The organism is Oleiagrimonas soli, assembly GCF_000761445.1.
GTDB lineage: Bacteria > Pseudomonadota > Gammaproteobacteria > Xanthomonadales > Rhodanobacteraceae > Oleiagrimonas > Oleiagrimonas soli.
Genome location: NZ_KN196470.1, coordinates 1,717,694 through 1,740,165, shown reverse-complemented (window position 1 = coordinate 1,740,165; position 22,472 = coordinate 1,717,694). Strand labels below are relative to the sequence as shown.

General features: G+C 65.2%; 18 protein-coding genes and 1 tRNA gene. 3 read left to right on the top strand and 16 right to left on the bottom strand.

Features of this window, described 5'->3' with window-relative positions; translation table 11 throughout:
- Window positions 1-70 precede the first annotated feature (70 nt).
- Window positions 71-1,072, top strand: a complete 1,002-nt coding sequence (locus LF63_RS07540; RefSeq protein ID WP_043100749.1) for a YhdH/YhfP family quinone oxidoreductase — start codon at window positions 71-73, stop codon at window positions 1,070-1,072.
- A gap of 143 nt (window positions 1,073-1,215) precedes the next feature.
- Window positions 1,216-1,581 (top strand): twitching motility response regulator PilH, encoded by a 366-nt coding sequence (gene pilH / locus LF63_RS07535; protein ID WP_043100746.1) that lies wholly within the window; start codon window positions 1,216-1,218, stop codon window positions 1,579-1,581.
- 79 nt (window positions 1,582-1,660) lie between these two features.
- Here pilH and LF63_RS07530 read toward each other — a convergent pair whose 3' ends face one another.
- Window positions 1,661-2,560: a DnaJ C-terminal domain-containing protein gene (locus LF63_RS07530; RefSeq protein WP_043100744.1), complete on the bottom strand. Its 900-nt coding sequence runs from the start codon at window positions 2,558-2,560 to the stop codon at window positions 1,661-1,663.
- A gap of 104 nt (window positions 2,561-2,664) precedes the next feature.
- Window positions 2,665-3,054, bottom strand: a complete 390-nt coding sequence (locus tag LF63_RS07525) for an Hsp20/alpha crystallin family protein (protein WP_425477062.1) — start codon at window positions 3,052-3,054, stop codon at window positions 2,665-2,667.
- 215 nt (window positions 3,055-3,269) lie between these two features.
- Between LF63_RS07525 and LF63_RS07520 the strand changes: the two genes are divergently transcribed.
- Window positions 3,270-3,755 (top strand): peroxiredoxin, encoded by a 486-nt coding sequence (locus tag LF63_RS07520; protein WP_043100739.1) that lies wholly within the window; start codon window positions 3,270-3,272, stop codon window positions 3,753-3,755.
- An 85-nt stretch (window positions 3,756-3,840) separates the two neighbouring features.
- On the opposite strand, the gene gyrA is transcribed toward LF63_RS07520, so the two are convergent.
- The 14 genes from gyrA to nuoL all read right to left on the bottom strand — a co-directional run bounded on the left by gyrA (window position 3,841) and on the right by nuoL (window position 22,467).
- The gene (gene gyrA / locus LF63_RS07515) at window positions 3,841-6,498 is read right to left on the bottom strand and encodes a DNA gyrase subunit A (RefSeq protein ID WP_052394829.1); all 2,658 of its coding nucleotides are present in this window, start codon (window positions 6,496-6,498) and stop codon (window positions 3,841-3,843) included.
- A gap of 141 nt (window positions 6,499-6,639) precedes the next feature.
- Window positions 6,640-7,047 carry a GtrA family protein gene (locus tag LF63_RS07510; protein WP_043100738.1) on the bottom strand — a complete coding sequence of 136 codons (408 nt, stop codon included), beginning with the start codon at window positions 7,045-7,047 and terminating at the stop codon, window positions 6,640-6,642.
- A complete protein-coding gene (gene mtnA, locus LF63_RS07505) occupies window positions 7,044-8,063 on the bottom strand; it encodes an S-methyl-5-thioribose-1-phosphate isomerase (protein ID WP_043100736.1) in 1,020 nt (339 codons plus the stop codon). The genes LF63_RS07510 and mtnA overlap by 4 nt, the downstream gene beginning before the upstream one ends.
- 138 nt (window positions 8,064-8,201) lie before the next feature.
- Window positions 8,202-10,307, bottom strand: coding sequence for a polyribonucleotide nucleotidyltransferase (gene pnp / locus LF63_RS07500; RefSeq protein WP_043100735.1), 2,106 nt, complete (start codon window positions 10,305-10,307; stop codon window positions 8,202-8,204).
- 21 nt (window positions 10,308-10,328) lie between these two features.
- On the bottom strand, window positions 10,329-10,598 hold the full coding sequence (gene rpsO / locus LF63_RS07495) for a 30S ribosomal protein S15 (protein ID WP_043100733.1): 270 nt from the start codon (window positions 10,596-10,598) through the stop codon (window positions 10,329-10,331).
- Between the two features lie 149 nt (window positions 10,599-10,747).
- On the bottom strand, window positions 10,748-11,683 hold the full coding sequence (gene truB, locus LF63_RS07490; RefSeq protein ID WP_043100731.1) for a tRNA pseudouridine(55) synthase TruB: 936 nt from the start codon (window positions 11,681-11,683) through the stop codon (window positions 10,748-10,750).
- Between the two features lie 39 nt (window positions 11,684-11,722).
- Window positions 11,723-12,082: a 30S ribosome-binding factor RbfA gene (rbfA, locus tag LF63_RS07485; protein WP_043100729.1), complete on the bottom strand. Its 360-nt coding sequence runs from the start codon at window positions 12,080-12,082 to the stop codon at window positions 11,723-11,725.
- A gap of 87 nt (window positions 12,083-12,169) precedes the next feature.
- Window positions 12,170-14,944 (bottom strand): translation initiation factor IF-2, encoded by a 2,775-nt coding sequence (gene infB, locus LF63_RS07480; RefSeq protein WP_043100726.1) that lies wholly within the window; start codon window positions 14,942-14,944, stop codon window positions 12,170-12,172.
- A 131-nt stretch (window positions 14,945-15,075) separates the two neighbouring features.
- On the bottom strand, window positions 15,076-16,581 hold the full coding sequence (gene nusA / locus LF63_RS07475) for a transcription termination factor NusA (RefSeq protein ID WP_043100724.1): 1,506 nt from the start codon (window positions 16,579-16,581) through the stop codon (window positions 15,076-15,078).
- A gap of 49 nt (window positions 16,582-16,630) precedes the next feature.
- Window positions 16,631-17,140, bottom strand: coding sequence for a ribosome maturation factor RimP (locus tag LF63_RS07470; protein WP_043103415.1), 510 nt, complete (start codon window positions 17,138-17,140; stop codon window positions 16,631-16,633).
- 146 nt (window positions 17,141-17,286) lie between these two features.
- Window positions 17,287-17,363, bottom strand: a tRNA-Met gene (locus LF63_RS07465).
- 92 nt (window positions 17,364-17,455) lie between these two features.
- On the bottom strand, window positions 17,456-18,898 hold the full coding sequence (nuoN, locus tag LF63_RS07460) for an NADH-quinone oxidoreductase subunit NuoN (protein WP_043100723.1): 1,443 nt from the start codon (window positions 18,896-18,898) through the stop codon (window positions 17,456-17,458).
- Between the two features lie 10 nt (window positions 18,899-18,908).
- A complete protein-coding gene (locus LF63_RS07455) occupies window positions 18,909-20,417 on the bottom strand; it encodes an NADH-quinone oxidoreductase subunit M (RefSeq protein ID WP_043100721.1) in 1,509 nt (502 codons plus the stop codon).
- A gap of 22 nt (window positions 20,418-20,439) precedes the next feature.
- Window positions 20,440-22,467, bottom strand: coding sequence for an NADH-quinone oxidoreductase subunit L (gene nuoL / locus LF63_RS07450; protein ID WP_043100719.1), 2,028 nt, complete (start codon window positions 22,465-22,467; stop codon window positions 20,440-20,442).
- Between the last annotated feature and the right edge of the window lie 5 nt (window positions 22,468-22,472).

Sequence of the window (22,472 nt, the reverse complement as noted above, 5' to 3'; positions counted from 1 at the left end):
GGCCACTCTTTCCGGCATGCCGCGTCCGTTCGCCACGTCGACGCCATGCGATACACGGAGGTTCCACGCCATGAGCGACACCTTCCGCGCCTTCCGCATCCACCACGACGATGACGGCTACCGCGCCGGTATCGAGACGCTGCGCCTGGACGACCTCTCGCCGGGCGAGGTGACGATCCGCGCCGCGTATTCCTCGGTCAACTACAAGGACGCGCTGGCCGGCACCGGCCAGGGCAAGATCCTGCGCACCTTCCCGCTCAACGGCGGCATCGACGTTGCCGGCCACGTGATCGCCTCGACCGATCCCGCCTTCAAGGAAGGCGACGCCGTGCTGTGCACCGGTTGCGGCCTTTCCGAGACGCGCGACGGCGGCTACAGCGAAGTCGTGCGCCTGCCCGCGCAGTGGACCATTCCCCTGCCCGCCGGCCTGAGTCTGGAAGAAGCCATGATTCTGGGCACGGCCGGCTTCACCGCCGGTCTGGCGCTGCTGCACATGCAGGACAACCGGCAGACGCCGGAACTCGGCCCGATCGCCATCACCGGTGCCACCGGCGGCGTCGGCATGCTCGGCGTGGACATCTTCACGCGCGCCGGCTACGAGGTGCACGCGATCAGCGGCAAGCGCGAACGCTTCGACTTCCTGCAGGCGCTCGGCGCCAAGGCATGTCTGGACCGCGAGGCGCTCGGCTTCAGCGGCAAACCGATGGAGTCGACCCGCTTCGGCGGCGCCTTCGACTGCGTCGGCGGCGACATCCTGGCCGGCCTGCTCGCCTCCACCGCGCCCTACGGCAACGTGGCCTGCTGCGGCCTGGCGGCCAGCCCGAAGCTGTCGACCACGGTGATGCCCTTCATCATCCGCGGCGTGAATTTGCTGGGCGTGGCCTCGGCCGGCACCGCGCGCGATCTGCGCGAACGGGTCTGGCAGCATCTGGCCGACGACTGGAAGCCCGCGCACCTGGAGCGCATCCACACGCGCACGCTTCCGCTGGACGAATTGCCGTCCCTGTTCGAGGACATGCTGGCCGGCCGCTCGTTTGGCCGAAGCGTGGTCAGGATCACAGTGTCGGATTGATATTTCACATCAACTTGGCATCACAACACATTCAATATACATCCCTTTTCTGGTCCCACTTTTAGCTTGGCCGGAACCCGCGAGGGACGTAGAATGAACCGTATCGTTTTCACTTCAACACACGCAGCATTGGGGAATCCTACATGGCGCGCATTCTGATCGTTGACGACTCGCCGTCGCAGTTGCTGGGCATCAAGCGGATCGTCGAACAGCTCGGCCACGAGGCCATGACCGCCGAAGACGGCGCCGCCGGCGTCGAGGCCGCGAAGCGCGAAAAGCCGGACCTGATCCTGATGGACGTGGTGATGCCGAACCTCAATGGTTTCCAGGCCACGCGTACCATCAGCAAGGACGAGGAAACCTCGCATATTCCGATCGTTCTGGTCACCACCAAGAACCAGGACACCGATCGCGTCTGGGGCATGCGCCAGGGCGCCAAGGGTTATGTGACCAAGCCGATCAACGAGGGCGAGTTGTCCAAGACGATCCAGGAACTGCTGACGGGCTGACGCCCGTACGCGTGCCGCGTTCGATCACAAAAAAGCGGAGTCGAACGGCTCCGTTTTTTTGTGCCCTTGAGCGGATTGTTCAGCGCGGATCGTAATCCGGGAACGCCTCGCGAAAGGCCGCGTAGGCCGCTTTGTCGTCGTCGCTGTCGGCCGGTGGCGCGTGGATTTCCAGCGTGACCAGCTGATCGCCGGCGGGGTTGCCCGGCAGACCGCGCCCCTTCAGGCGCAGCTTGCGACCGCTCTGCGAGCCTGCGGGAATCTGCAGATCCACGATGCCACCCAGCGTCGGCACCGGCACCTTGGCGCCCAGCGCGGCTTCCCACGGCGTCACCGCCAGCGTGCTGGCGACATGACGACCGTCGAGCCGGAACACCGGGTCGGGACGGATGCCGACCTCCAGCATCAGGTCGCCGGAAGGACCGCCGGCCGCGCCGGGATGGCCCTGCCCGCTCAGGCGGATCACCTTGCCCGACTGGATGCCAGCCGGAATCTTCACCTCCAGCACGCGCTCGCCGCCCGCGCCGTCATGCAGACTGACGCGCGTGCTGCCGCCGGCATAGGCCGTGCGCAAATCGATGTCGATGTGCGCCTGTACGTCACGGCCGCGCATCGGGCGCTGCTGATACGCACCGCCCTGGCGCGCCGCGCCGCGACCGAACAGCGACTCGAAGAAGTCGCTGAAATCGCCGCCGCCGAAATCGAACTGCGCGCCGCCGCCCTGGCCCCAACCCGGCGGCGGCTGGAACGAATCGCCGCCGCGATAGCCACCCGCGCGCAACTGGTCGTAGGACGCGCGTTTCTGCTTGTCCTTCAGGACCTCGTGCGCCTCGTTGACCGCCTTGAACTTCTCCTCGGCTTCCGGCTCCTTGTTGCGATCCGGATGGTACTTGCGCGCGAGCTTGCGGTAGGCGTTGCGAATGTCGGCATCGCTGGCCGAACTGTCGACGCCCAGGATGTCGTAGTAATCCTTGAACTCCATCGGGGTTCCTCAAACGAACACGGCACGGATACCCGTGCCGCGAAACCGTCCCTGCGCGTCGACGATGCGACGCGCAGGGCTGCGTGACACGGACCGTCCGCAGTTTACTCGCCTGCCTCGATGTTGATGCGGCGCGGCGTGCTTTCGGGCTTCTTCGGAATGCGGATTTCCAGCACCCCATGGCGGCCCTTGGCGCTGACTCCCTCGGCGTCGGCGCTGTCCGGCAGCGCGAAACGACGGTAAAACACACCGTGCGAACGCTCCACGCGGGTGTACTTATCGTCCTCGTTGCGGCTCTCGTTGCTGCGTTCGCCGCGGATCGAGAGGATGCCCTTGTCCATGCTGATCTCGATGTCCTTCGGATCGACGCCGGGAATGTCGGCAAAGATCACGAAGCCATCCTTCTCCTCGCGGATGTCCACGCGCGGGGTCCACTGGCTGGTGACCACGTCGGACTGGTCGCCGCTCTCTTCGCCGAAGTAACGCTCCAGCATCTGCTTGAAATCCTTGTGCAGGCCGCCCGGATTGTTCCACGGATGGTAACGGGTGATACTCATGTCGATGTCTCCTTGATGCGGTGCGGGCCGATGCCCGCTTGTCTGCAAAAATGGGTGCCTACGCACCGCTTTCAAGTGGCTTTATTTCATCGTCGGCCGCCCGCTCGGCGGCTGTCCGCCCGGGCCGTACGGCCCCGCCAGGAGATTCCCGCATGACCATCCGCGTCGGAGAACGCATCCCCCACGCCACCCTGACCCGCATCCGCGACGGCGTCGACGTCGTCACCAGCGAGGAGCTTTTCGACGACCGCAAAGTCGTCCTGTTCGCGGTACCCGGCGCGTTCACGCCCACCTGTTCGGAACAGCACCTGCCCGGCTTCATCCAGCACATGGCGCAGTTCCGCGAGCGCGGCGTCGAGGTCGCCTGCATGGCGGTCAATGACGCCTTCGTGATGGACGCCTGGGCACGCGCGCAGGACGTGCCGGACGACCTCGTCATGCTGGCCGACGGCAATGCCGACCTGACCCGCGCGCTGGGCCTGGAACTGGACGGCAGCGGCTTCGGCATGGGCCTGCGCTCGCAGCGTTTCGCCCTGTACGCCGAGGACGGCACGGTCAAAATCCTGCAGGTGGAAGCGCCGGGCGAATTCCGGGTCTCCAGCGCCGAGGCCATGCTGCAGGCGCTCGACGCGCGCTGACCTCGGTCACGCACGGCCGATACGCACCATGAAAAAAGCCGGTGGATTCGATCCACCGGCTTTTTCTTTTGGCTTCAAACGGCAATCAGTCGTCTTGCGGCGGCGTTCCCTCGGCATCGCCGGCCTCACCGGCATCGGCCTCGCCTTCGTCGACCGAGGAAGGCTGGACGTCGGTCTCGGCAACCGACACCTCACCCTCGATCAGTTCGTCGCCTTCGTCGTCTTCTGCCTCCAGCCGCACCACGCCGACCAGATGCTCGTCCTTGGGCAGGCGGATCAGCGTCACGCCCTGGGTATTGCGACCCAGCTGCGAGACCTCGGCCACGCGCGTACGCACCAGGGTGCCGAGGTTGGAGATCAGCATCAGCTCGTGATCGTCCGTCACCTGCACGGCCGCCACCAGTTCGCCATTGCGATCCGAGCACTTGATGCCGAGCACGCCCTGGATGCCGCGACCCTTGGTCGGGAAGTCGTCCAGCGGTGTGCGCTTGCCGTAGCCGTGTTCCGTGGCGGTGAGAATGTCGCCCTCGCGGGCCACGATCATCGACACCACGCGGGCATCGTCGGCCAGACGCATGCCGCGCACGCCGCCGGCGGTACGGCCCATCGAGCGGACCTCGCCTTCGGCGAAACGCACCGTCTTGCCGTTGGACGCGAACAGCATCACGTCGCGGTCGCCGTTGGTCAGCTCGGCGCCGACCAAAGCGTCGTCGTCGGCCAGCTTGATGGCGATCTTGCCTTTCTGCAGCTGGAAGGCGAACTCGGTCAACGGCGTCTTCTTGACGGTGCCGTTGCGCGTGGCGAAGAACACGTAGCGCCCCTCTTCGTATTCGCGCACCGGCAGCACGGCCTGGACGTACTCGTCCGCAGCCAGCGGCAGCAAATTGACGATGGGCTTGCCGCGCGCCTGCGGGCCGGATTCGGGAATCTGGTACACCTTGAGCCAGTACACGCGGCCGGTGCTGGTGAAGGTCAGCAGCGTGTCATGGGTGTTGACCACCCACAGCTGCTCGACGAAATCCTCGTCCTTCAGCGCCGAAGCCGAACGGCCCTTGCCGCCGCGCTTCTGCGAACGGTAGGTCGTGGCCGGCTGGCGCTTCACGTAGCCGGTGTGCGACAGCGTGACCACCACGTCCTCGGGCGCGATCAGGTCCAGCACGTCGAGGTCTTCCTGCGACGGCTGAATCTGCGTGCGGCGTGCATCGCCAAAGTCGTTCTTGATGGCTTCCAGCTCCTCGCGGATCACGCCAAGCAGCTTGTCCGGGTCCTCGAGGATGGCGATCAGGCCGCGAATTTCGTCCAGCAGCTGGCGGTACTCGTCGCTGAGCTTTTCCTGCTCCAGACCGGTCAGGCGATGCAGACGCATGGCCAGGATTTCCTGAGCCTGCTTCTCGGACAACTGATAGCCGTCCGCCTTCAGGCCATCGCGCGGATCCATGTCTTCGGGACGCGACGCCTCGGCGCCGGCCGCGCCCAGCAGCGCGCTGACCAGGCCGGGCTGCCAGCGCCGCGCAAGCATGCGCTCGCGCGCCATCTGCGGCGACTCGGACGTCTTGATCAGCTCGATCATCTCGTCGATGTTGGCCAGCGCGACGGTCAGACCTTCGAGGATGTGCGCACGGGCGCGCGCCTTGCGCAGCTCGAAGATGGTGCGGCGCGTGACCACTTCGCGGCGGTGGCGGATGAAGGCTTCCAGCGCCTGCTTCAGGTTCAGCAGCAGCGGACGGCCGTCCAGCAGCGCGACCATGTTGATGCCGAAGGTCACCTGCAGCTGGGTCTGCTGGAACAGGTTGTTCAGCACGACGTCGCCCATGGCGTCCTTGCGCACCTCGATCACCACGCGCATGCCGTCCTTGTCGGATTCGTCGCGCAGTTCGGAGATGCCCTCGATCTTCTTTTCCTTGACCAGCTCGGCGATCTTCTCGATCAGCCGCGCCTTATTCACCTGATACGGCAGCTCGGTGACGATGATGGTCTCGCGGCCGTTCGGCTCGGTCTCGATCTCGGCCTTGGCGCGCACCAGGATGCGGCCGCGGCCGGTGCGGTAGGCCTGCACGATGCCGGCGGCGCCGTTGATGATGCCGGCGGTCGGGAAATCCGGTCCAGGGATGTACTGCATCAGTTCGTCGATGCCCAGCTCGGGCTCGTCGATCAGCGCGATGGTCGCGGCGATGGTCTCGCTGAGATTGTGCGGCGGAATGTTGGTGGCCATGCCGACCGCGATGCCCGCCGAACCGTTGACCAGCAACGCCGGCACCTTGGTCGGCAGCACCAGCGGCTCGTTCTCGGACTCGTCGTAGTTGGGGCCGAAGTCGACCGTTTCCTTGTCGATGTCGGCCAGCAGCTCATGGGTGAGCTTGGACATGCGCACTTCGGTGTAACGCATGGCCGCGGCGTTGTCGCCGTCGACCGAACCGAAGTTGCCCTGACCGTCGACCAGCATGTAACGCAGCGAGAACGGCTGCGCCATGCGCACGATGGCGTCGTAGACCGAGGAATCGCCATGCGGATGGTACTTACCGATCACGTCACCGACCACGCGGGCCGACTTCTTGTAGGGCTTGTTCCAGGCATTGCCGAGTTCGTTCATCGCGTACAACACGCGTCGATGCACCGGCTTGAGACCGTCGCGTGCGTCGGGCAAGGCGCGGCCCACGATCACGCTCATGGCGTAGTCGAGATAGCTCTGACGCATCTCGTCTTCGATGTTGACGCGAATCACTTCTTTGGCGAGTTCTGCCATTCCTGCTTCCCTGAAATTGGACGTGCTAGGGGCCCCGTGTACGGCTCGGGAACGCGTCGATGCGCGCATCGGGGAACAACCCGCCTAGTATACCACATCGGCCCATTGCCCGCCCGTTTAAAATCTTTTCAAATCAATGATTTATACAACATGTTTCGCGCCGCGAAAAACCAGCTTGCGGGCCCCTGCGAAATTGGCGATGGCGGCCACACAGGAGCCCGCGGCGACGCCCATCGCAGGCCATGCGCGAGCCGTGTCGGAGAACGCCAGCACCAGCGCGTAAGTGCCGTAGTTGATGACCGCACCGACGGCCATCACCGCCATCCAGCGCAGCCATTCGCGATGTGCGTCGTCGCCGCGACGATGCGCGAAACTGAAACGACGGTTCCACCACCAGGTGACGCTGGCGGCGGCCAGGAACGAGGGAATCCGCGCCAGATACGGGTCCCAGCCCGCGCCACGCACCAGCATCTGCACGATGCCGGCGTCGATCACGAAGCCGATCGCACCGCCGACCGCGAACAGGGCCGCTTCGCGCGCCAGCTTCACGAGGGATCGAACATCGCGCGCATGCGCTCGGCGTCGGGGCGCTCGATCACGCCGCGCTCGGTCACGATGGCGTCGATCAGCGACGCCGGCGTGACATCGAACACCGGATTCCAGGCCGAAGCGCCGTCGATGACCGTGCGTACGCCGGCGATGGACAGCAGTTCGTTGGGATCGCGCATTTCGATCTCGATGGCCTCGCCGCTCGGCGTGGCCATGTCCACCGTCGTCGACGGCGCCACCACCATGAACTTCACGCCGTGATGGCGCGCGGCGATGGCGAGTTGATAGCTGCCGATCTTGTTGGCGACGTCGCCGTTGGCGGCAATGCGGTCGGCGCCGATGACGACCCACTGCACCTGACCGCTGCGCATCAGGTGCGCTGCCGCCGAATCAGCGATCAATTTCGCAGGAATGCCGTCGTGCACCAGTTCCCACATCGTCAGCCGCGCGCCCTGCAACCAGGGCCGCGTCTCGCCGGCGAACACGCGCTCGATGCGTCCCTCGGCGACACCGGCGCGGATCACGCCCAGTGCCGTGCCGTATCCCGCGGTCGCCAGCGAGCCGGTGTTGCAATGCGTCAGGACGCCGGAACCGGCATCGATCAGGGCCGCGCCCAAGGCGCCCATGCGGTGGTTGGCGGCCAGGTCCTCGTCCTGGATCACCTGCGCCTCACGTTGCAGTGCCTCGGCGTCCGCACCGGCCTCGATGCGCGCGCGCATGCGGTCCAGCGCCCACATCAGGTTCACCGCGGTGGGTCGCGCGGCGCGCAGATGTTCCAATACCGGCGTCAGCGCCTCGCCAGTCTGCGCCGCCAGCACCACGCCCCAGGCCGCGGCGATGCCGATGGCCGGCGCGCCGCGCACGACCAGGTCCGCGATGGCGTCGCGCACGTGCGCCGCCGTGCGGCATTCCAGCCAGGATTCCTCGGCCGGCAACCGGCGCTGATCGAGGAGGCGCAGGACATCGCCGCGCCACTGTACGGCGCGGATACTGTCATGGTCGGCAAGAGCGGTCATTGGCGATCCTGAAAGGCAAAAACCGATTATCGCGCGGAGCGATGCATCGCGTCATGCCATTCGCCGCGCAGCAGAACAAAAAAGCCCGGCATGCGTGAACATGCCGGGCTTTCGTTTTTCAAAGACGGACGCGTCGGATTACGACGTGGCCTTCTCGTCCTCGGTCACGGCCTTCATGGACAGGCGGATACGGCCCTGCTTGTCCACTTCCAGCACCTTGACCTTGACGATGTCGCCCTCGGACAGCTTGTCGGAGACCTTCTCCACGCGCTCCTCGGAGATCTGCGAGACATGGACCAGACCGTCCTTGCCCGGCAGGATCGTCACGAACGCGCCGAAGTCCATCAGCTTGGCGACCTTGCCTTCGTAGATGCGGCCCGGCTCGACGTCGGCCACGATCTGCTCGATGCGCTTCTTCGCGGCATCGGCGGCGGGACGATTGACCGAAGCGATGACCACGGTGCCGTCGTCGCTGATGTCGATGGTCGCGCCGGTCTCTTCGGTGATCGAGCGGATGGTGGCGCCGCCCTTGCCGATGACTTCGCGGATCTTGTCCGGATGGATCTTGATGGTCAGCAGACGCGGAGCGTACTCGCTCATCTCGGCACGCGGGGTGTCGAGCGCCTTGGCCATTTCGCCGAGGATGTGCAGACGGCCCTGCTTGGCCTGCGCCAGCGCGGTGCGCATGATTTCCTCGGTGATGCCGTCGATCTTGATGTCCATCTGCAGGGCGGACACGCCCTCGGAGGTGCCGGCGACCTTGAAGTCCATGTCGCCCAGATGATCCTCGTCGCCGAGGATGTCCGACAGCACGACGAAGTCGTTGCCTTCCTTCACCAGACCCATCGCGATGCCCGCGACCGGCGCCTTCAACGGCACGCCCGCGTCCATCATGGCCAGCGAGGAGCCGCACACCGACGCCATCGACGAGGAACCGTTGGACTCGGTGATCTCGGAGACCACGCGAACCACGTACGGGAACTCTTCCATGCTCGGCTTGACGGCCTGCACGCCGCGCTTGGCCAGACGGCCGTGGCCGATCTCGCGGCGCTTCGGACCCATCATGCGGCCGCACTCGCCCACCGAATACGGCGGGAAGTTGTAGTGGAACAGGAACGGATCCTTCGACTCGCCGGCCGGCGCGTCGATGATCTGCGCATCACGCGCGGTGCCCAGGGTGATGGCGACCAGCGCCTGCGTCTCGCCGCGGGTGAACAGCGCCGAACCGTGGGCACGCGGCAGCACGCCGGCACGAACGGTGATCGGACGCACGTCATCCAGATTGCGGCCGTCGATGCGCACCTTGGTCTTCAGCACGCTGCCGCGCATGGTCTGGTACTCGAGTTCGCCGAACTCGCCGGCCAGCGCTTCCGCGCTCCAACCGTGGCTCTCGGCCTGCTCGGCCAGCGACTCCATGACGTCCGCCTTGATGGCGGCGATGGCGTCGCGACGCTGCAGCTTGTCGTGCACCTGGAAGGCTTCGTCCAGACGGCTGCCGACGGCGTTCTTGATGGCGTCGACCAGCGCCTGGTCACGCGACGGCGCTTCCCAGTCCCAGGACGGCTTGCCGGCCTCGGTGGCCAGTTCGGCAATCGCGCGGATCGCGGTCTGCATCTGCTGGTGACCGAAGACCACCGCGCCCAGCATCACGTCCTCGCTGAGCAGCTTGGCCTCGGACTCCACCATCAGCACGGCATTGCTGGTGCCGGCGACGACCAGATCGAGGTCGGAATCGACCAGCTCGGAGGCGCTCGGATTCAGCACGTACTCGCCGTTGACGTAACCGACGCGAGCGGCGCCGATGGGGCCCTTGAACGGCGCGCCGGACAGCGACAGCGCCGCGGAAGCGCCGATCATGGCCGGGATGTCGCCGTCGATCTCCGGGTCCATCGAGACCACGGTGGCGACGATCTGCACTTCGTTCTTGAAGCCTTCGGGGAACAGCGGACGGATCGGACGATCGATCAGACGCGAGGTCAGCGTCTCTTTCTCGGTCAGGCGACCTTCGCGCTTGAAGAAGCCACCGGGGATGCGACCGGCGGAATAGAACTTCTCCATGTAGTCGACGGTCAGCGGGAAGAAGCTCTGCCCTTCGCGCTGGGTCTTGGCGGCGACCGCCGCGACCAGCACCTCGGTGCCGCCCATCTTGACCAGGACCGCACCGGATGCCTGACGGGCGATTTCGCCCGTCTCCAGTGTGACTTCATGCTTACCGTACTGGAATGACTTGGTTACTTTCGCCACTTTATTCTCCTTGACCCGGGATTAACGGCGCAGGCCGAGGCGTTCGATCAGGCTCTGATAGCGCGCTGTGTCGCGCTGTTTCAGGTAACCGAGAAGGCGCTTGCGCTGGTTGACCAGCTTCAGCAGGCCGCGGCGGGAATGATGATCCTGCTTGTGCGACTTGAAGTGCTCGGTCAGGTGGCTGATACGTGCCGACAGCAGGGCCACCTGGACTTCCGGCGAACCGGTGTCTTTCGCGTCGTGGCCGTACTCGGCAATGATCTTGCTGGTCTGTTCCGCAGTGAGCGACATGAACGTGTTCCTCAGAAAAAGCATGCGCGAGGCTTGCGAAGCACCACCGAAACGATGCGGCTGCGCAAACCCCGCAGGTTGTTAAAAGCTACGGGTCAAGCGCCTATTGTAATGTCCAGACGGTTGCTGCAACAAGGCTTTAACACGAGTTATTCCGCGATTGGGGGCAAATTGAAGCCGCGTTTCACCTGCAAAGCGCCATTCGGCCCCGTCTCGGCAAGGGCGAGAAGTCGTCCGTCAGCGGCATAGGCGCGGCACAAACCCGGTTCGGTCGAAGTCATCTGCACCGTCTGACCATGGCCCAGTGCCTCGCTTTGCGCGATATCCAGATCCAGTCGCGGCAGGTGCGCAAGGCCCGCATCCAGCGGCAGCAGGCAGGCATTCAATGCCTCCGGTCCCTGCTCGGCCTTTTCGCGCAGCGCGTCCAGCGTCCACATGCACGGCTCGCGGAAAGGTTCGACCCAGGTCCGGCGCAAGGCACTCAGATGCGCGCCGCAGCCGATCCGTTCGCCCAGATCGCGCGCCAGACTGCGGATGTAGGTGCCGGAGCCGCACTCGACGTACAGCTGCAGGCGGTCATGTTCGCGCCGCAGCAGATCGATGCGGTGAATCTCGACGTCGCGGGCCTCGAGTTCCACGGACTCCCCGCGTCGCGCGCGCACGTACATCGGCACGCCGTCGCGCTTGAGCGCCGAATACGCCGGCGGCACTTGAGCGATGCGGCCGACGAACGCATCCAGATGTTCGCGCAGCACGGCATCGTCGAACGTCGGCACGGGATGACGGGCGATGATTTCGCCCTCGCCGTCGTCGGTGTTGGTGACCACGCCGAGCTGGCATTCGGCCTCGTACGCCTTGCGCGAACCGAGCAACAGACCGGCGATCTTGGTGGCCTCGCCGAGACAGATCGGCAGCAGGCCGGTAGCGAGCGGATCGAGGCTGCCAGTGTGACCGGCCTTGGCCGCGCCGTAAATGCCACGCACGATCTGCAACGCCTTGTTGGAACTCAGGCCGAGCGGCTTGTCCAGCAGCACGATGCCGTGAACGGCGCGTCGGGGACGGCGGCGGGCTTGCTTGGCGGTCATGGGAACAGCCGGATGCGGCAACGAACAGACGAACGCCGTTTACAGGCGTCCCTGCTCCTTTTCCTGCCGCAGCAGCGTCTCGATGCGCTCGCCCTGCTCGACCGACGCGTCGTACTTGAAGCGCAGTTCGGGCACGCGACGGATGCGCAGGGTGCGCGACAGTTCGCGGCGGAATTCACCGGCCATGGCGTTGAGCGCCTTGACCGTCTCGCTCGCCATCTCGGGCTGCAGCACGGTTACCCAGACGGTGGCCACGTCCAGATCCTTGGTCGCTTCGACGTCGGACACGCTGGCCGAAGGCACGCCGTGATCCCGCGCCGCCGCATGCACGAGCATGCCGACCTCGCGGCGCAACATCGCCGAGATACGGTCACTACGTTTGAAATCGCGGGAGGGCATGGCGGGAACCGGGTGTTGCGAAAGGAAAGAAAATCGAGGGCCGGTCGGCGGGACGCTTGCAAGCGTCCCGCCCCGGATGTCTACAGCTTACAGCGTACGAGCAACCTCGATACGCTCGAAGCACTCGATCTGGTCGCCCGGCTTGACGTCGTTGTACTGCTTGACGCCGATACCGCACTCGGTGCCGGACTTCACTTCGTCGACGTTCTCCTTGAAGCGACGCAGGGATTCCAGCTCGCCCTCGAAGATCACGGTGTTGTCGCGCAGCACGCGAATCGGCTTGCTGCGCTTGACCGTGCCTTCGGAGACCATGCAGCCGGCCACGGCGCCGAACTTCGAGCTGCGGAATACGTCGCGCACCTCGGCGGTGCCGATGATCTCCTCGCGAATCTCGTTGCCGAGCAGACCGGTGGCCGCCTGGGTCACCTGGTCGATCACGTCGTAGATGATCGAGAAGTAGCGCACGTCCAGGCCGGCGGTGTCGATGACCTTGCGGGCCGAAGCGTCGGCACGCACGTTGAAGCCGATCACCAGCGCCTTGGAGGCCGCCGCCAGCGTGGCGTCGGACTCGGTGATGCCGCCGACGCCGGAGGACACCACGTTGACCTTCACCAGCTCGTTGCCGATCTGCGACAGCGACTCGCGTAGCGCCTCGGCCGAACCCTGCACGTCGGCCTTGATGAGGATGTTCAGCTGCTGCTGCTCCTCGCCCTGGCCCATCTTCGCCATGATGTCCTCGAGGCGGTTGGCCTTGCTGACCATGCGCGTCTCGCGACGACGATTCTCGCGCTCGACCGCCACTTCCTTGGCCAGACGCTCGTCGGCCACGACCACGAAGTCGTCGCCCGCCTCCGGCACGCCGGAAAGACCCAGCACCTGCACCGGAATCGACGGACCGGCCTCGTCGACCTGCTTGCCGTTCTCGTCCAGCAGGGCGCGCATGCGACCGTATTCCACGCCGCAGACGGCGTAGTCGCTCTTCTTCAGCGTGCCGCGCTGCACCAGCATGGTGGCCACCGGGCCACGGCCGCGATCCAGGCGCGATTCGATGACCACGCCGGACGCCGGACCGTCGTGCACCGCGGTCAGCTCCATCAGTTCGGCCTGCAGCGAGATCGAATCCAGCAGGTCGTCGACGCCCTGGCCGGTCTTGGCCGACACCGGCACGAACTGCACGTCGCCGCCCCAGTCCTCGGGCACCACTTCTTCCTGCACCAGCCCCTGCTTGACGTTGTCGAGGTTGGCGTCGGACTTGTCGATCTTGTTCACCGCGACGATCAACGGCACCTGCGCCGCACGGGCGTGCTTGATCGCCTCGATGGTCTGCGGCTTGACGCCGTCGTCGGCCGCGACCACCAGCACCACGATGTCCGTGGACTGCGCGCCGCGGGCACGCATCGACGTGAACGCCGCATGGCCCGGGGTGTCGAGGAAGGTGATCACGCCCTTGTCGGTGGTCACATGGTACGCGCCGATGTGCTGCGTGATGCCGCCGGCCTCGCCCGTGGCGACCTTGGTGCGACGGATGTAGTCCAGCAGCGAGGTCTTGCCGTGATCGACGTGGCCCATGATGGTGACCACCGGCGGACGCGGCAGCTTCTCGCCCTGCTCCTCGGAGGTCGCCGCATGCTCCATCAGCGCGGCCTCGGCGCCCTTGTCCTCTTCCTTCACCGGCGTGTGGCCCAGTTCCTCGATCACCAGCACCGCGGTGTCGTGATCGATGACCTGATTGATGGTGGCCATGACGCCCATGTTGAACAGCGCCTTGACCACTTCCGAACCCTTCACGGCCATCTTCTGGGCCAGCTCGCTGACCACATTGGCCTCGCCGACGGCGACCTCTCGCACGACCGGCGCGGTCGGCTTGGAGAAGCCGTGCGCGCCGCCACCGGCGCCCGCGGACGGACGCTCGTTGCCGCGACCGCGACGACGGCCGCTGCTGCGGCGCGCGCGATCGGCATCGGACAGGTGCAGCTTGCCGCTGCCGAACTTCTTGCCGCCCTTGCGACCGCGCTCCTCGCGCTCTTCGCGTTCGTCCTTGGCCTTCTTTTCCGGTGCCGCCGGCTTGACGGACGGCTTGGGACGACCCATGGCCTCCTCGCGGGAGACTTCGCGCACGCGATCGCGGCGCTTGGGCTGTTCGTGCACGCGCGGCATGACCGGCGTGGACCAGGCATCCTTTTCCTTGGGCGACGTGTCGTCCTGCGTCTCGTCGACCGAAGCGCTGTCGGCGGCCGGTTCGGCAACTTCGGCGCTTTCTTCCGGCGCACTCTCGACCGGTGCTTCGGCAGCCGGCGCTTCCGCCTGGGCCTTCGCCTGGATTTGAGCGGCCTCGGCGGCTTCCCGCTCGGCCTGGCGGCGGGCTTCTTCTTCCTGCTGCTTGCGCTCGGCCTCGGCGCGACGCTGTTCCTGCTGTTCGGCGCGCTCGGCTTCTTCGCGCTGGCGAAGCTCCTGCGACTCCTGCAGCTTGCGCGCGGCCTCCTCGCGCTCGGCGTCGACCGACGCCTCCTCGCTGATGGCGCTGCGCTTGACGTAGGTGCGCTTGGAGCGCACTTCGACGTTGACCGTCTTGGCGCCGCCGCGCGCGCCGGCGCGGCCGCTGCCGGAGGCGACCTTCAGTTCGCTGACCTTGCGTCGACGCAGGGTGACCTGGCGCGGTCCCGCGGACGCGTTGTCGCTTTCACCGCTGCCGCCCTTGCCGTGCTTGCGGCGCAGGAAGCCGTGCAGCTTCATCTTCTCGGTGTTGCTGATGACCTGCTCGGAGTCGGAGAACTCCATGCCCGCTTCGGCAAGCTGCGCCAGCAGCTTGTCGACAGGCAGGTCCAGGACCTTGGCCAATTGCTTGATGGTGACGTCCGACATCGTTCTCTTACTCCGCCTTTCCCGCGATCTTCATGTGTGTCGCCGTGTTGCTCGACACAGCCGTTCCGTCCCTGGCGGGAGGCATCTCAGCCTCCCCAGATGCACACCGTCCCGGCATGCACCCGTATCGATCAGCCTTCCTGCTCCAGACGCGCGATCATCGGCGCGCGTGCGGCCATGATCAGCGCTGCAGCGCGCTCCTCGTCCATGCCGTCGATGTCGATCAGGTCGTCGACGGCCTGATCGGCGAGATCGTCCGCCGTGGTCACGCCGCGCTCGGCCAGGGCGTAGGCCGTGGCCTCGTCCATGCCTTCCAGCGCGAGCAGATCCTCGGCGGGCGTGTGCTCTTCCAGGCCTTCCTCGACCGCCAGCGCCGCCGTCAGCAACGCATCGCGGGCGCGGGCGCGCAGCTCCTCGACGATGTCCTCGTCGAAGCCCTCCACGGCCAGCAGCTCGCCGGTCGGCACGTAGGCCACTTCCTCGACGCTGGAGAAGCCTTCCTGCACCAGGATGTTGGCGATCTCTTCGTCGACTTCGAGCTTGTCCATGAACAGCTGACGCGAAGTCTCCTGCTCGGCCTCGCTCTTTTCCTGCACCTGGTCCTGCGTCATCACGTTCAGCTGCCAACCGGTCAGCTTGCTGGCCAGGCGTACGTTCTGGCCGCCGCGACCGATGGCCTGGGACAGCTTGTCCTCGGCCACCGCGATGTCCATGGAGTGCTTGTCCTCGTCCATGATGATGGACTGGACTTCGGCCGGCGCCATCGCGTTGATGACGAACTGCGCCTGGTTCTCGTGCCACAGGATGATGTCCACGCGCTCGCCGTTGAGCTCGTTGGTCACCGCCTGCACGCGCGAACCGCGCATGCCGATGCAGGCGCCGATGGGATCGGTGCGCGCGTCGTGCGCCAGCACCGCGATCTTGGCGCGGTCGCCGGCGTCGCGGGCGCAGCCCATGATCTCGACCAGGCCCTGCCCCACTTCCGGCACTTCGAGCTTGAACAGCTCGATCATGAACTCCGGCGCGGTGCGCGACACGAACAGCTGCGGGCCGCGGATTTCCGAACGCACTTCGTACAGGTAGCCGCGCAGGCGGTCGCCGACGCGCACCGGCTCGCGCGGAATCGACTTGTCGCGCGGAATGAAGGCCTCGGCGTTGCCGCCCAGATCCAGATAGATGTTGCCGCGCTCGACGCGCTTGACGATGCCCGTGATCAGCTCGCCGACGCGATCCTCGTAGGCGTCGACCACCAGCGCGCGCTCGGCTTCGCGCACGCGCTGCACGATGACCTGCTTGGCGGCCTGCGCGGCGATGCGTCCGAACTCGGCGTTCTCGATCTGCTCTTCGATGTACTCGCCGATTGCCGCATCGGCGCGCTCGTCGACGGCATCCATCATGCGGATCTGGCGGTACGGCGATTCCATCTCGATGTCGTCGGCCACGATCTCCCAGCGACGGAAGGTTTCGTATTCACCCGAGTCACGGTCGATCTCGACGCGGATGTCCGCATCCTCGTCGGGATAGCGCTTCTTGGCCGCCGAGGCCAGCGCCGCTTCCATCGCCTGGAAGATGATGTCGCGCGAGACGCCCTTTTCGTTGGCTACCGCGTCCACCACCAGCAACAGTTCTTTGCTCATTGCCGCCACTCCGCGAACGCCACCGTGGCGTTCGTTCGTATCAGAAAAATCAGTGTTTCTTGCTCTTGCTGCCCGACTTCGGCACCGGCGCGTAGCCGAGCGCTTCCCAGTCGGGGACCAGTCGCGCACTTTCCACGTCGGCATGCGCGAATTCGATGGGGCCGACGCCGTCGACCTCGACCACGATGCGCTCGGGCGCCGCCTCGACGACGCGTCCGCGCAGACGGCGACGGTTGTTGATCGGCGCCTTCAGCACGACCTTGACCTCGTCGCCCAGGAACTGCGCGAAATGATCGGCCGTGAACAACGGCCGGTCGATGCCCGGCGAGGACACCTCCAGCACATAATGTCCCGGGATCGGATCTTCAACATCCAGCGTCGCCGACAGTTCGCGGCTGGCCGATTCGCAATCGTCGATGCCGACCTCGCGGCCCTCGGCATCGATATAGACGCGCAGCGTACTCTGTCCGCCGGAGGGAACCCACTCCACTCCAAGGCAGGTCAGGTCGAGATCGGCGAGGATCTCGTCGAAGCGTTGAGCTAGGGACTGCGTGTCCAAAATCGATCGCAACTCCATCATTCAAAAACAAAAAATGGGCGTGACGCCCATTTCCGTAGCGTGGTCGTTGGTTCCGACACCGACCATCGCGCATCCGTGCGCTCAACAAAAAAGCCTCACGATGGAGGCTTTCTTGCCGAAAGTTCTGGTAGCGGGGGTAGGATTCGAACCTACGACCTTCGGGTTATGAGCCCGACGAGCTGCCAGACTGCTCCACCCCGCACCGGAGAAGCGAAACTATAGCGTCGCAGCGTTCACTTGGCAATACCAATCTGCATAGAAAATGCTGTTTTTCTGCAAATCGGCCACGCCCGTTCAGCCTGCGAAGGCCTGCTGGCACCAGGTGAACAACGGACCCCAGTACAGACCCAGGGCGAGCAGCGCCAGCGCGTTCAGCGACAGCATCCAGCGCATCGGAAGATCGCCCTGCGGCTTGATCTCGACACCCTCCACGGGCTTGTCGAAATACATCACCTTGACCACGCGCAGGTAGTAGTACAGGCCCACGATGGCCGCGACGATGGCGACGATGGCCAGCCACATCATGCCGGCATCGACCGCCGCCTTCAGGATCAGCAGCTTGGCGAAGAAACCGAACAGCGGCGGCACGCCCGCCAGCGAGAACATCGCCAGCATCATCAGGAAGGCCATCCAGCGCGAACGTTCGTTGAGACCCTTGAAGTCGTCGATCTCCTCGCACTCGAAGCCGGCGCGCGACATCGCCATGATCACGCCGAAGGCGACCGTGGACATGAGCGCGTAGCTGATCGCGTAGAACATGGCTGCGGCGTAGCCGGACGGCGAAGCGTTGACCAGACCCAGCAACAGGTAGCCCATGTGCGCGATGGTCGAATACGCCAGCAGACGCTTGATGTTGGTCTGCACAATCGCGACCAGATTGCCGATCACCAGCGAAAGCACGGCCAGGATCGCCAGCATCAGCTGCCACTGGTGCAGCAGGTCGCCCGGACCGAAAGCCGACAGCAGGCGGTAGGCCATACCGAACGCAGCCAGCTTGGACGCCGAAGCGACGAAGGTAACGGTCGCTGTCGGCGCGCCCTGATAGACGTCCGGCAGCCACATGTGGAACGGCGCGGCACCCAGCTTGAAGGCGATGCCGACGATCATGAAGATCAGGCCGAAACGCAGCAGGTTCGGCATGTCGGTCTGCGCCACCGTGGCGTGCAGATGCGCCAGATCCAGCGTGCCGGTGGCGCCATACACCATCGACATGCCGTACAACAGCGAACCCGACGCCAGCGCGCCCAGCACAAAGTACTTGATCGCCGCTTCCGACGACATGCGCGAGTCGCGGTTGAAGGCGACCAGCGCGTAGGACGATAGCGTGAGCAGCTCCAGGCCGAGGTAGATCGTGATCAGGCTGCCGGCCGAGACCAGGAACATCACGCCCAGCACGGCGAACAGCGTCAGCACGTAGAACTCGCCGTGCCACAGCTTGCGGTCCTTCAGATACGGACGCGAGAACACGAATACCAGCAGCACCGAGATCAGCGCGAACAGGCTCAGGATCTCGCTGACGCGATCACGCACGAACATGCCACCGAAGGCGCTCAGCCCCTGCGGCGGCTGCCCGGTCACCACCAGGAAGCCGGTGATCGCGGTGATCGCGATGGCCAGCCAGTGGGTGGCGTTGCGCTGTTCCTCGCGGATGAAGACATCCATCAACAGCAGCACGCACACCGCCGCGACCAGGTAGATCTCCGGCAGGAGGATGAGTATGTCGTTCCAGCTCAGCATGCGGCAGTCCTCAGATCTTGCTGATGGCCAGTTGTTGCACCAGATGGTTGATCGAACCACCCATCAGATGCACCAGCGGCTGCGGCCACACGCCGATGGCGAGCACCACCACCGCGAACGCCGTCAGCACGAAAGCCTCTCGGCCATTGATGTCCTTCATCGCGGCGACCTTGTCGTTAGTCACCTCGCCCCACACCACGCGCTTGACCAGCCACAGCGTGTACGCCGCGCCGATGATCAGGGTGAAGGCGGCAATCAGCGCGATCCACGGATTGGCACTGAAGCTGGCCAGGATCACCATGAACTCGCCGACGAAGCCGCTGGTGCCCGGCAGGCCGCAGTTGGCCATCGCGAAAAACACCATGAAGAAGGCGAACCACGGCATCACGTTGACCAACCCGCCGTAGTCCTTGATCTGACGCGTGTGCAGGCGGTCGTACATCACGCCGATGCACGAGAACATGGCGCCCGACACGAAACCGTGCGACATCATCTGCACCATCGCGCCCTGCACGCCAAGATTGGCCGCATCGACGTTGCCCAGATCGCGCACCAGCATGAAGGCGATGAAGATGCCCAGGGTCACGAAGCCCATGTGCGCGATGGACGAGTACGCCACCAGCTTCTTCATGTCCTCCTGCACCAGCGCCACATAGCCGATGTAGACCACGGGAATCAGGCTCAGCACGATCACCAGCCAGGCGTAGTGCGCCGAAGCGTCCGGCACGATCGGCAGCGAGAAGCGCAGGAAACCGTAGCCGCCCACCTTCAGCATCACCGCCGCCAGCACCACCGAACCGCCGGTCGGCGCCTCGACGTGGGCGTCGGGCAGCCAGGTGTGCACCGGCACCATCGGAATCTTGATGGCGAAGGCGATCAGGAAGGCGAAGAACAGCCAGCTCTGTTCCTTCATGGTCAGCGGCAGCGCGGCCAGCGTGGCCATGTCGAAGGTGCCGGCCTTGTGATACAGGTAGATCAGGCCGATCAGCATGAAGATCGAGCCGAGGAACGTGTAGATGAAGAACTTCAGCGTCGCATACACGCGGCGCGGCCCGCCCCAGATGCCGATGAGGATGAACATCGGAATCAGCATGGCCTCGAAGAACACGTAGAACAGCAGCGCGTCGGTGGCGCAGAACACGCCGATCAGCAGGCCTTCCAGCACCAGCATGGCGGCCATGTACTGATGCGGCTTGTTGTCCTTGATGACGTCCCAGGCGCCGACGATGACCAGCACGCCGACGAAACTCGTCAGCAGGATCAGCGCGACCGAGATGCCGTCCACGCCCAACGCGTAGTTGACGTGCAGCGAGGCGATCCACGGCGTGGACTCGACCAGCTGCATCACTGCGCCGTCGGTGTGATAGGCCGGCAGCAGCAACAGGCTGGCCGCGAAGGTCGCGATGGCGACCGCGAGCGCGATCCAGCGACTGGCGCTGCCGCGCGCACCGGCGATCAGCACCGGCACAGCGCCGGCCATGGGCAGCCAGATCAGCAGGCTAAGCAGATGATTCGACATAGGTCCTTGCTTCCCTGATTGCTCAAACGTGCCCGAACCACCAGAACCCGCCCAGGAGCAGGATCAGGCCGAGGATCATGGCGAACGCGTAGTGATAGAGGTAACCCGACTGCAGGCGGCGCATGCCGGCGGCGATGCGCTGCACCAGACTGGCCGAGCCGTCGATGGCACCGTCGATGACGGCGGTGTCGCCGGCCTTCCAGAACAGGCGGCCCAGCTTGACGCCGCCGCGGGCGAAGATTGCGAGGTAGACCTCGTCGACCCAGAACTTGCGGTCGAGCACCACGTAGACCGGCTTGAAGATGCGCTGGATGCGCCCCGCCATGGCCGGGTTGAAGATGTAGACGTAGGTGGTGATGGCAAAACCCGCCACGACCAGCCAGAACGGCGTCTGCGTGAAGCCGTGCAGCGCCATCGTCAGCGCGCCGTGGAACTCGGCGCCCATCTCGGCCAACACGTTGTGCGCTTCGCTGACGTGGATGGCCTTGCCGAACCAGTCGCCGAACAGCATCGGGCCGACGGTGAAGAAGCCGATCAGCAGCGACGGGATCGCCAGCAGCACCAGCGGCACCGTCACCACCCACGGCGATTCCTTCGGCGCATGCGCCAGGACGCCTGGTTCATGGTGATGATCGCCGTGGTCGTCATGGCCGTGACCGTGCGACTCGACCACCTTGAAACGCTCCTTGCCATGGAACGTCAGGTGCATCTGGCGGAACGTGTACAACGCCGTCACCAGCGCGCCGAGCAGCACGCAGATGTAGGCATAGTGCGCGCCCCAGCGATGCGACTCGCCGGCCGCCTCGATGATCGCGTCCTTGGAGTAGAAACCGGAGAAGAACGGCACGCCGCACAGCGCCAGCGAACCGACCCACATGGTGATGTAGGTGATCGGCATGTACTTGCGCAGGCCGCCCATGTGGCGCATGTCCTGCTCGTGGTGCATGGCGATGATGACCGAGCCGGCGCCCAGGAACAGCAGCGCCTTGAAGAACGCGTGCGTCATCAGGTGATAGACCGCGCCGGCGTAGGCGGACACGCCCAGCGCCACGGTCATGTAGCCCAGCTGCGACAGCGTCGAATACGCCACCACGCGCTTGATGTCGTTCTGCACGATGCCGATCATGCCGGTGAACAGCGCGCCAGTAGCGCCGATCACCATGATGAAGCTCAGCGCCGTCGAGGACAGCTCGAAGATCGGCGACATGCGCGCGACCATGAAGATGCCGGCCGTGACCATGGTCGCGGCGTGGATCAGCGCGGAAATCGGCGTCGGGCCTTCCATCGAATCCGGCAGCCACACGTGCAGCGGCACCTGCGCCGACTTGCCCATGGCGCCGATGAACAGCAGGATGCCGATCACCGTGGCCGCGCTCCAGGCGTGGTTCTGGGTGATGTGCAGGGTCTGGCCGACCAGGGTCGGCGCGGCGTCGAACGCGGTCTGGTAATCGAGCGTGCCGAGGAAGTACAGCACCGCGCCGATGCCCAGCACGAAGCCGAAATCGCCGACGCGGTTGACCAGGAACGCCTTCAGGTTGGCGAAGGTCGCGCTCGGACGCTTGAAGTAGAAGCCGATCAGCAGGTACGAGACCAGGCCCACGCCTTCCCAGCCGAAGAACAGCTGCATGAAGTTGTTGCTCATCACCAGCATCAGCATCGCGAAGGTGAACAGCGCGATGTAGCTGAAGAAACGCGTGTAGCCGTCATCGTCGGCCATGTAGCCGATGGTGTAGATGTGCACCATCAGCGACACGAAGGTGACGACGACCATCATCATCGCGCTCAGGCGATCGATCATGAAGCCGACGCTGGCGTTGAACTTGCCGATCTCGAACCACGTGTAGAGGTCGTGGTTGTAGTTGGCCGCCCCGCCCCACACCAGTTGGTAGAGGACGTAGAAGGACAGCGCGCAGGAAATCGCCACGCCGAGGATGGTGACCGTATGCGATCCGGCGCGTCCGATGACGCGGCCGAGGAAACCGGCCAGCACGGCACCGGCCAGCGGCGCCAGCGCGATGATCAACAGGATGGAGGTGGATAGCTCGTGCATGTGCC

Coding starts and splice junctions, on each gene's coding strand:
- rpsO (WP_043100733.1), bottom strand. CDS start 10,598: ATGTCGCTCACTGCGGAACAGACCAGCAAGATCATTGCCGAGTACGGC.
- LF63_RS07530 (WP_043100744.1), bottom strand. CDS start 2,560: ATGGAGTTCAAGGATTACTACGACATCCTGGGCGTCGACAGTTCGGCC.
- nuoN (WP_043100723.1), bottom strand. CDS start 18,898: ATGCTGAGCTGGAACGACATACTCATCCTCCTGCCGGAGATCTACCTG.
- LF63_RS07455 (WP_043100721.1), bottom strand. CDS start 20,417: ATGTCGAATCATCTGCTTAGCCTGCTGATCTGGCTGCCCATGGCCGGC.
- infB (WP_043100726.1), bottom strand. CDS start 14,944: ATGTCGGACGTCACCATCAAGCAATTGGCCAAGGTCCTGGACCTGCCT.
- pilH (WP_043100746.1), top strand. CDS start 1,216: ATGGCGCGCATTCTGATCGTTGACGACTCGCCGTCGCAGTTGCTGGGC.
- nuoL (WP_043100719.1), bottom strand. CDS start 22,467: ATGCACGAGCTATCCACCTCCATCCTGTTGATCATCGCGCTGGCGCCG.
- nusA (WP_043100724.1), bottom strand. CDS start 16,581: ATGAGCAAAGAACTGTTGCTGGTGGTGGACGCGGTAGCCAACGAAAAG.
- LF63_RS07540 (WP_043100749.1), top strand. CDS start 71: ATGAGCGACACCTTCCGCGCCTTCCGCATCCACCACGACGATGACGGC.
- LF63_RS07525 (WP_425477062.1), bottom strand. CDS start 3,054: ATGCTGGAGCGTTACTTCGGCGAAGAGAGCGGCGACCAGTCCGACGTG.
- rbfA (WP_043100729.1), bottom strand. CDS start 12,082: ATGCCCTCCCGCGATTTCAAACGTAGTGACCGTATCTCGGCGATGTTG.
- mtnA (WP_043100736.1), bottom strand. CDS start 8,063: ATGACCGCTCTTGCCGACCATGACAGTATCCGCGCCGTACAGTGGCGC.
- LF63_RS07520 (WP_043100739.1), top strand. CDS start 3,270: ATGACCATCCGCGTCGGAGAACGCATCCCCCACGCCACCCTGACCCGC.
- gyrA (WP_052394829.1), bottom strand. CDS start 6,498: ATGGCAGAACTCGCCAAAGAAGTGATTCGCGTCAACATCGAAGACGAG.
- truB (WP_043100731.1), bottom strand. CDS start 11,683: ATGACCGCCAAGCAAGCCCGCCGCCGTCCCCGACGCGCCGTTCACGGC.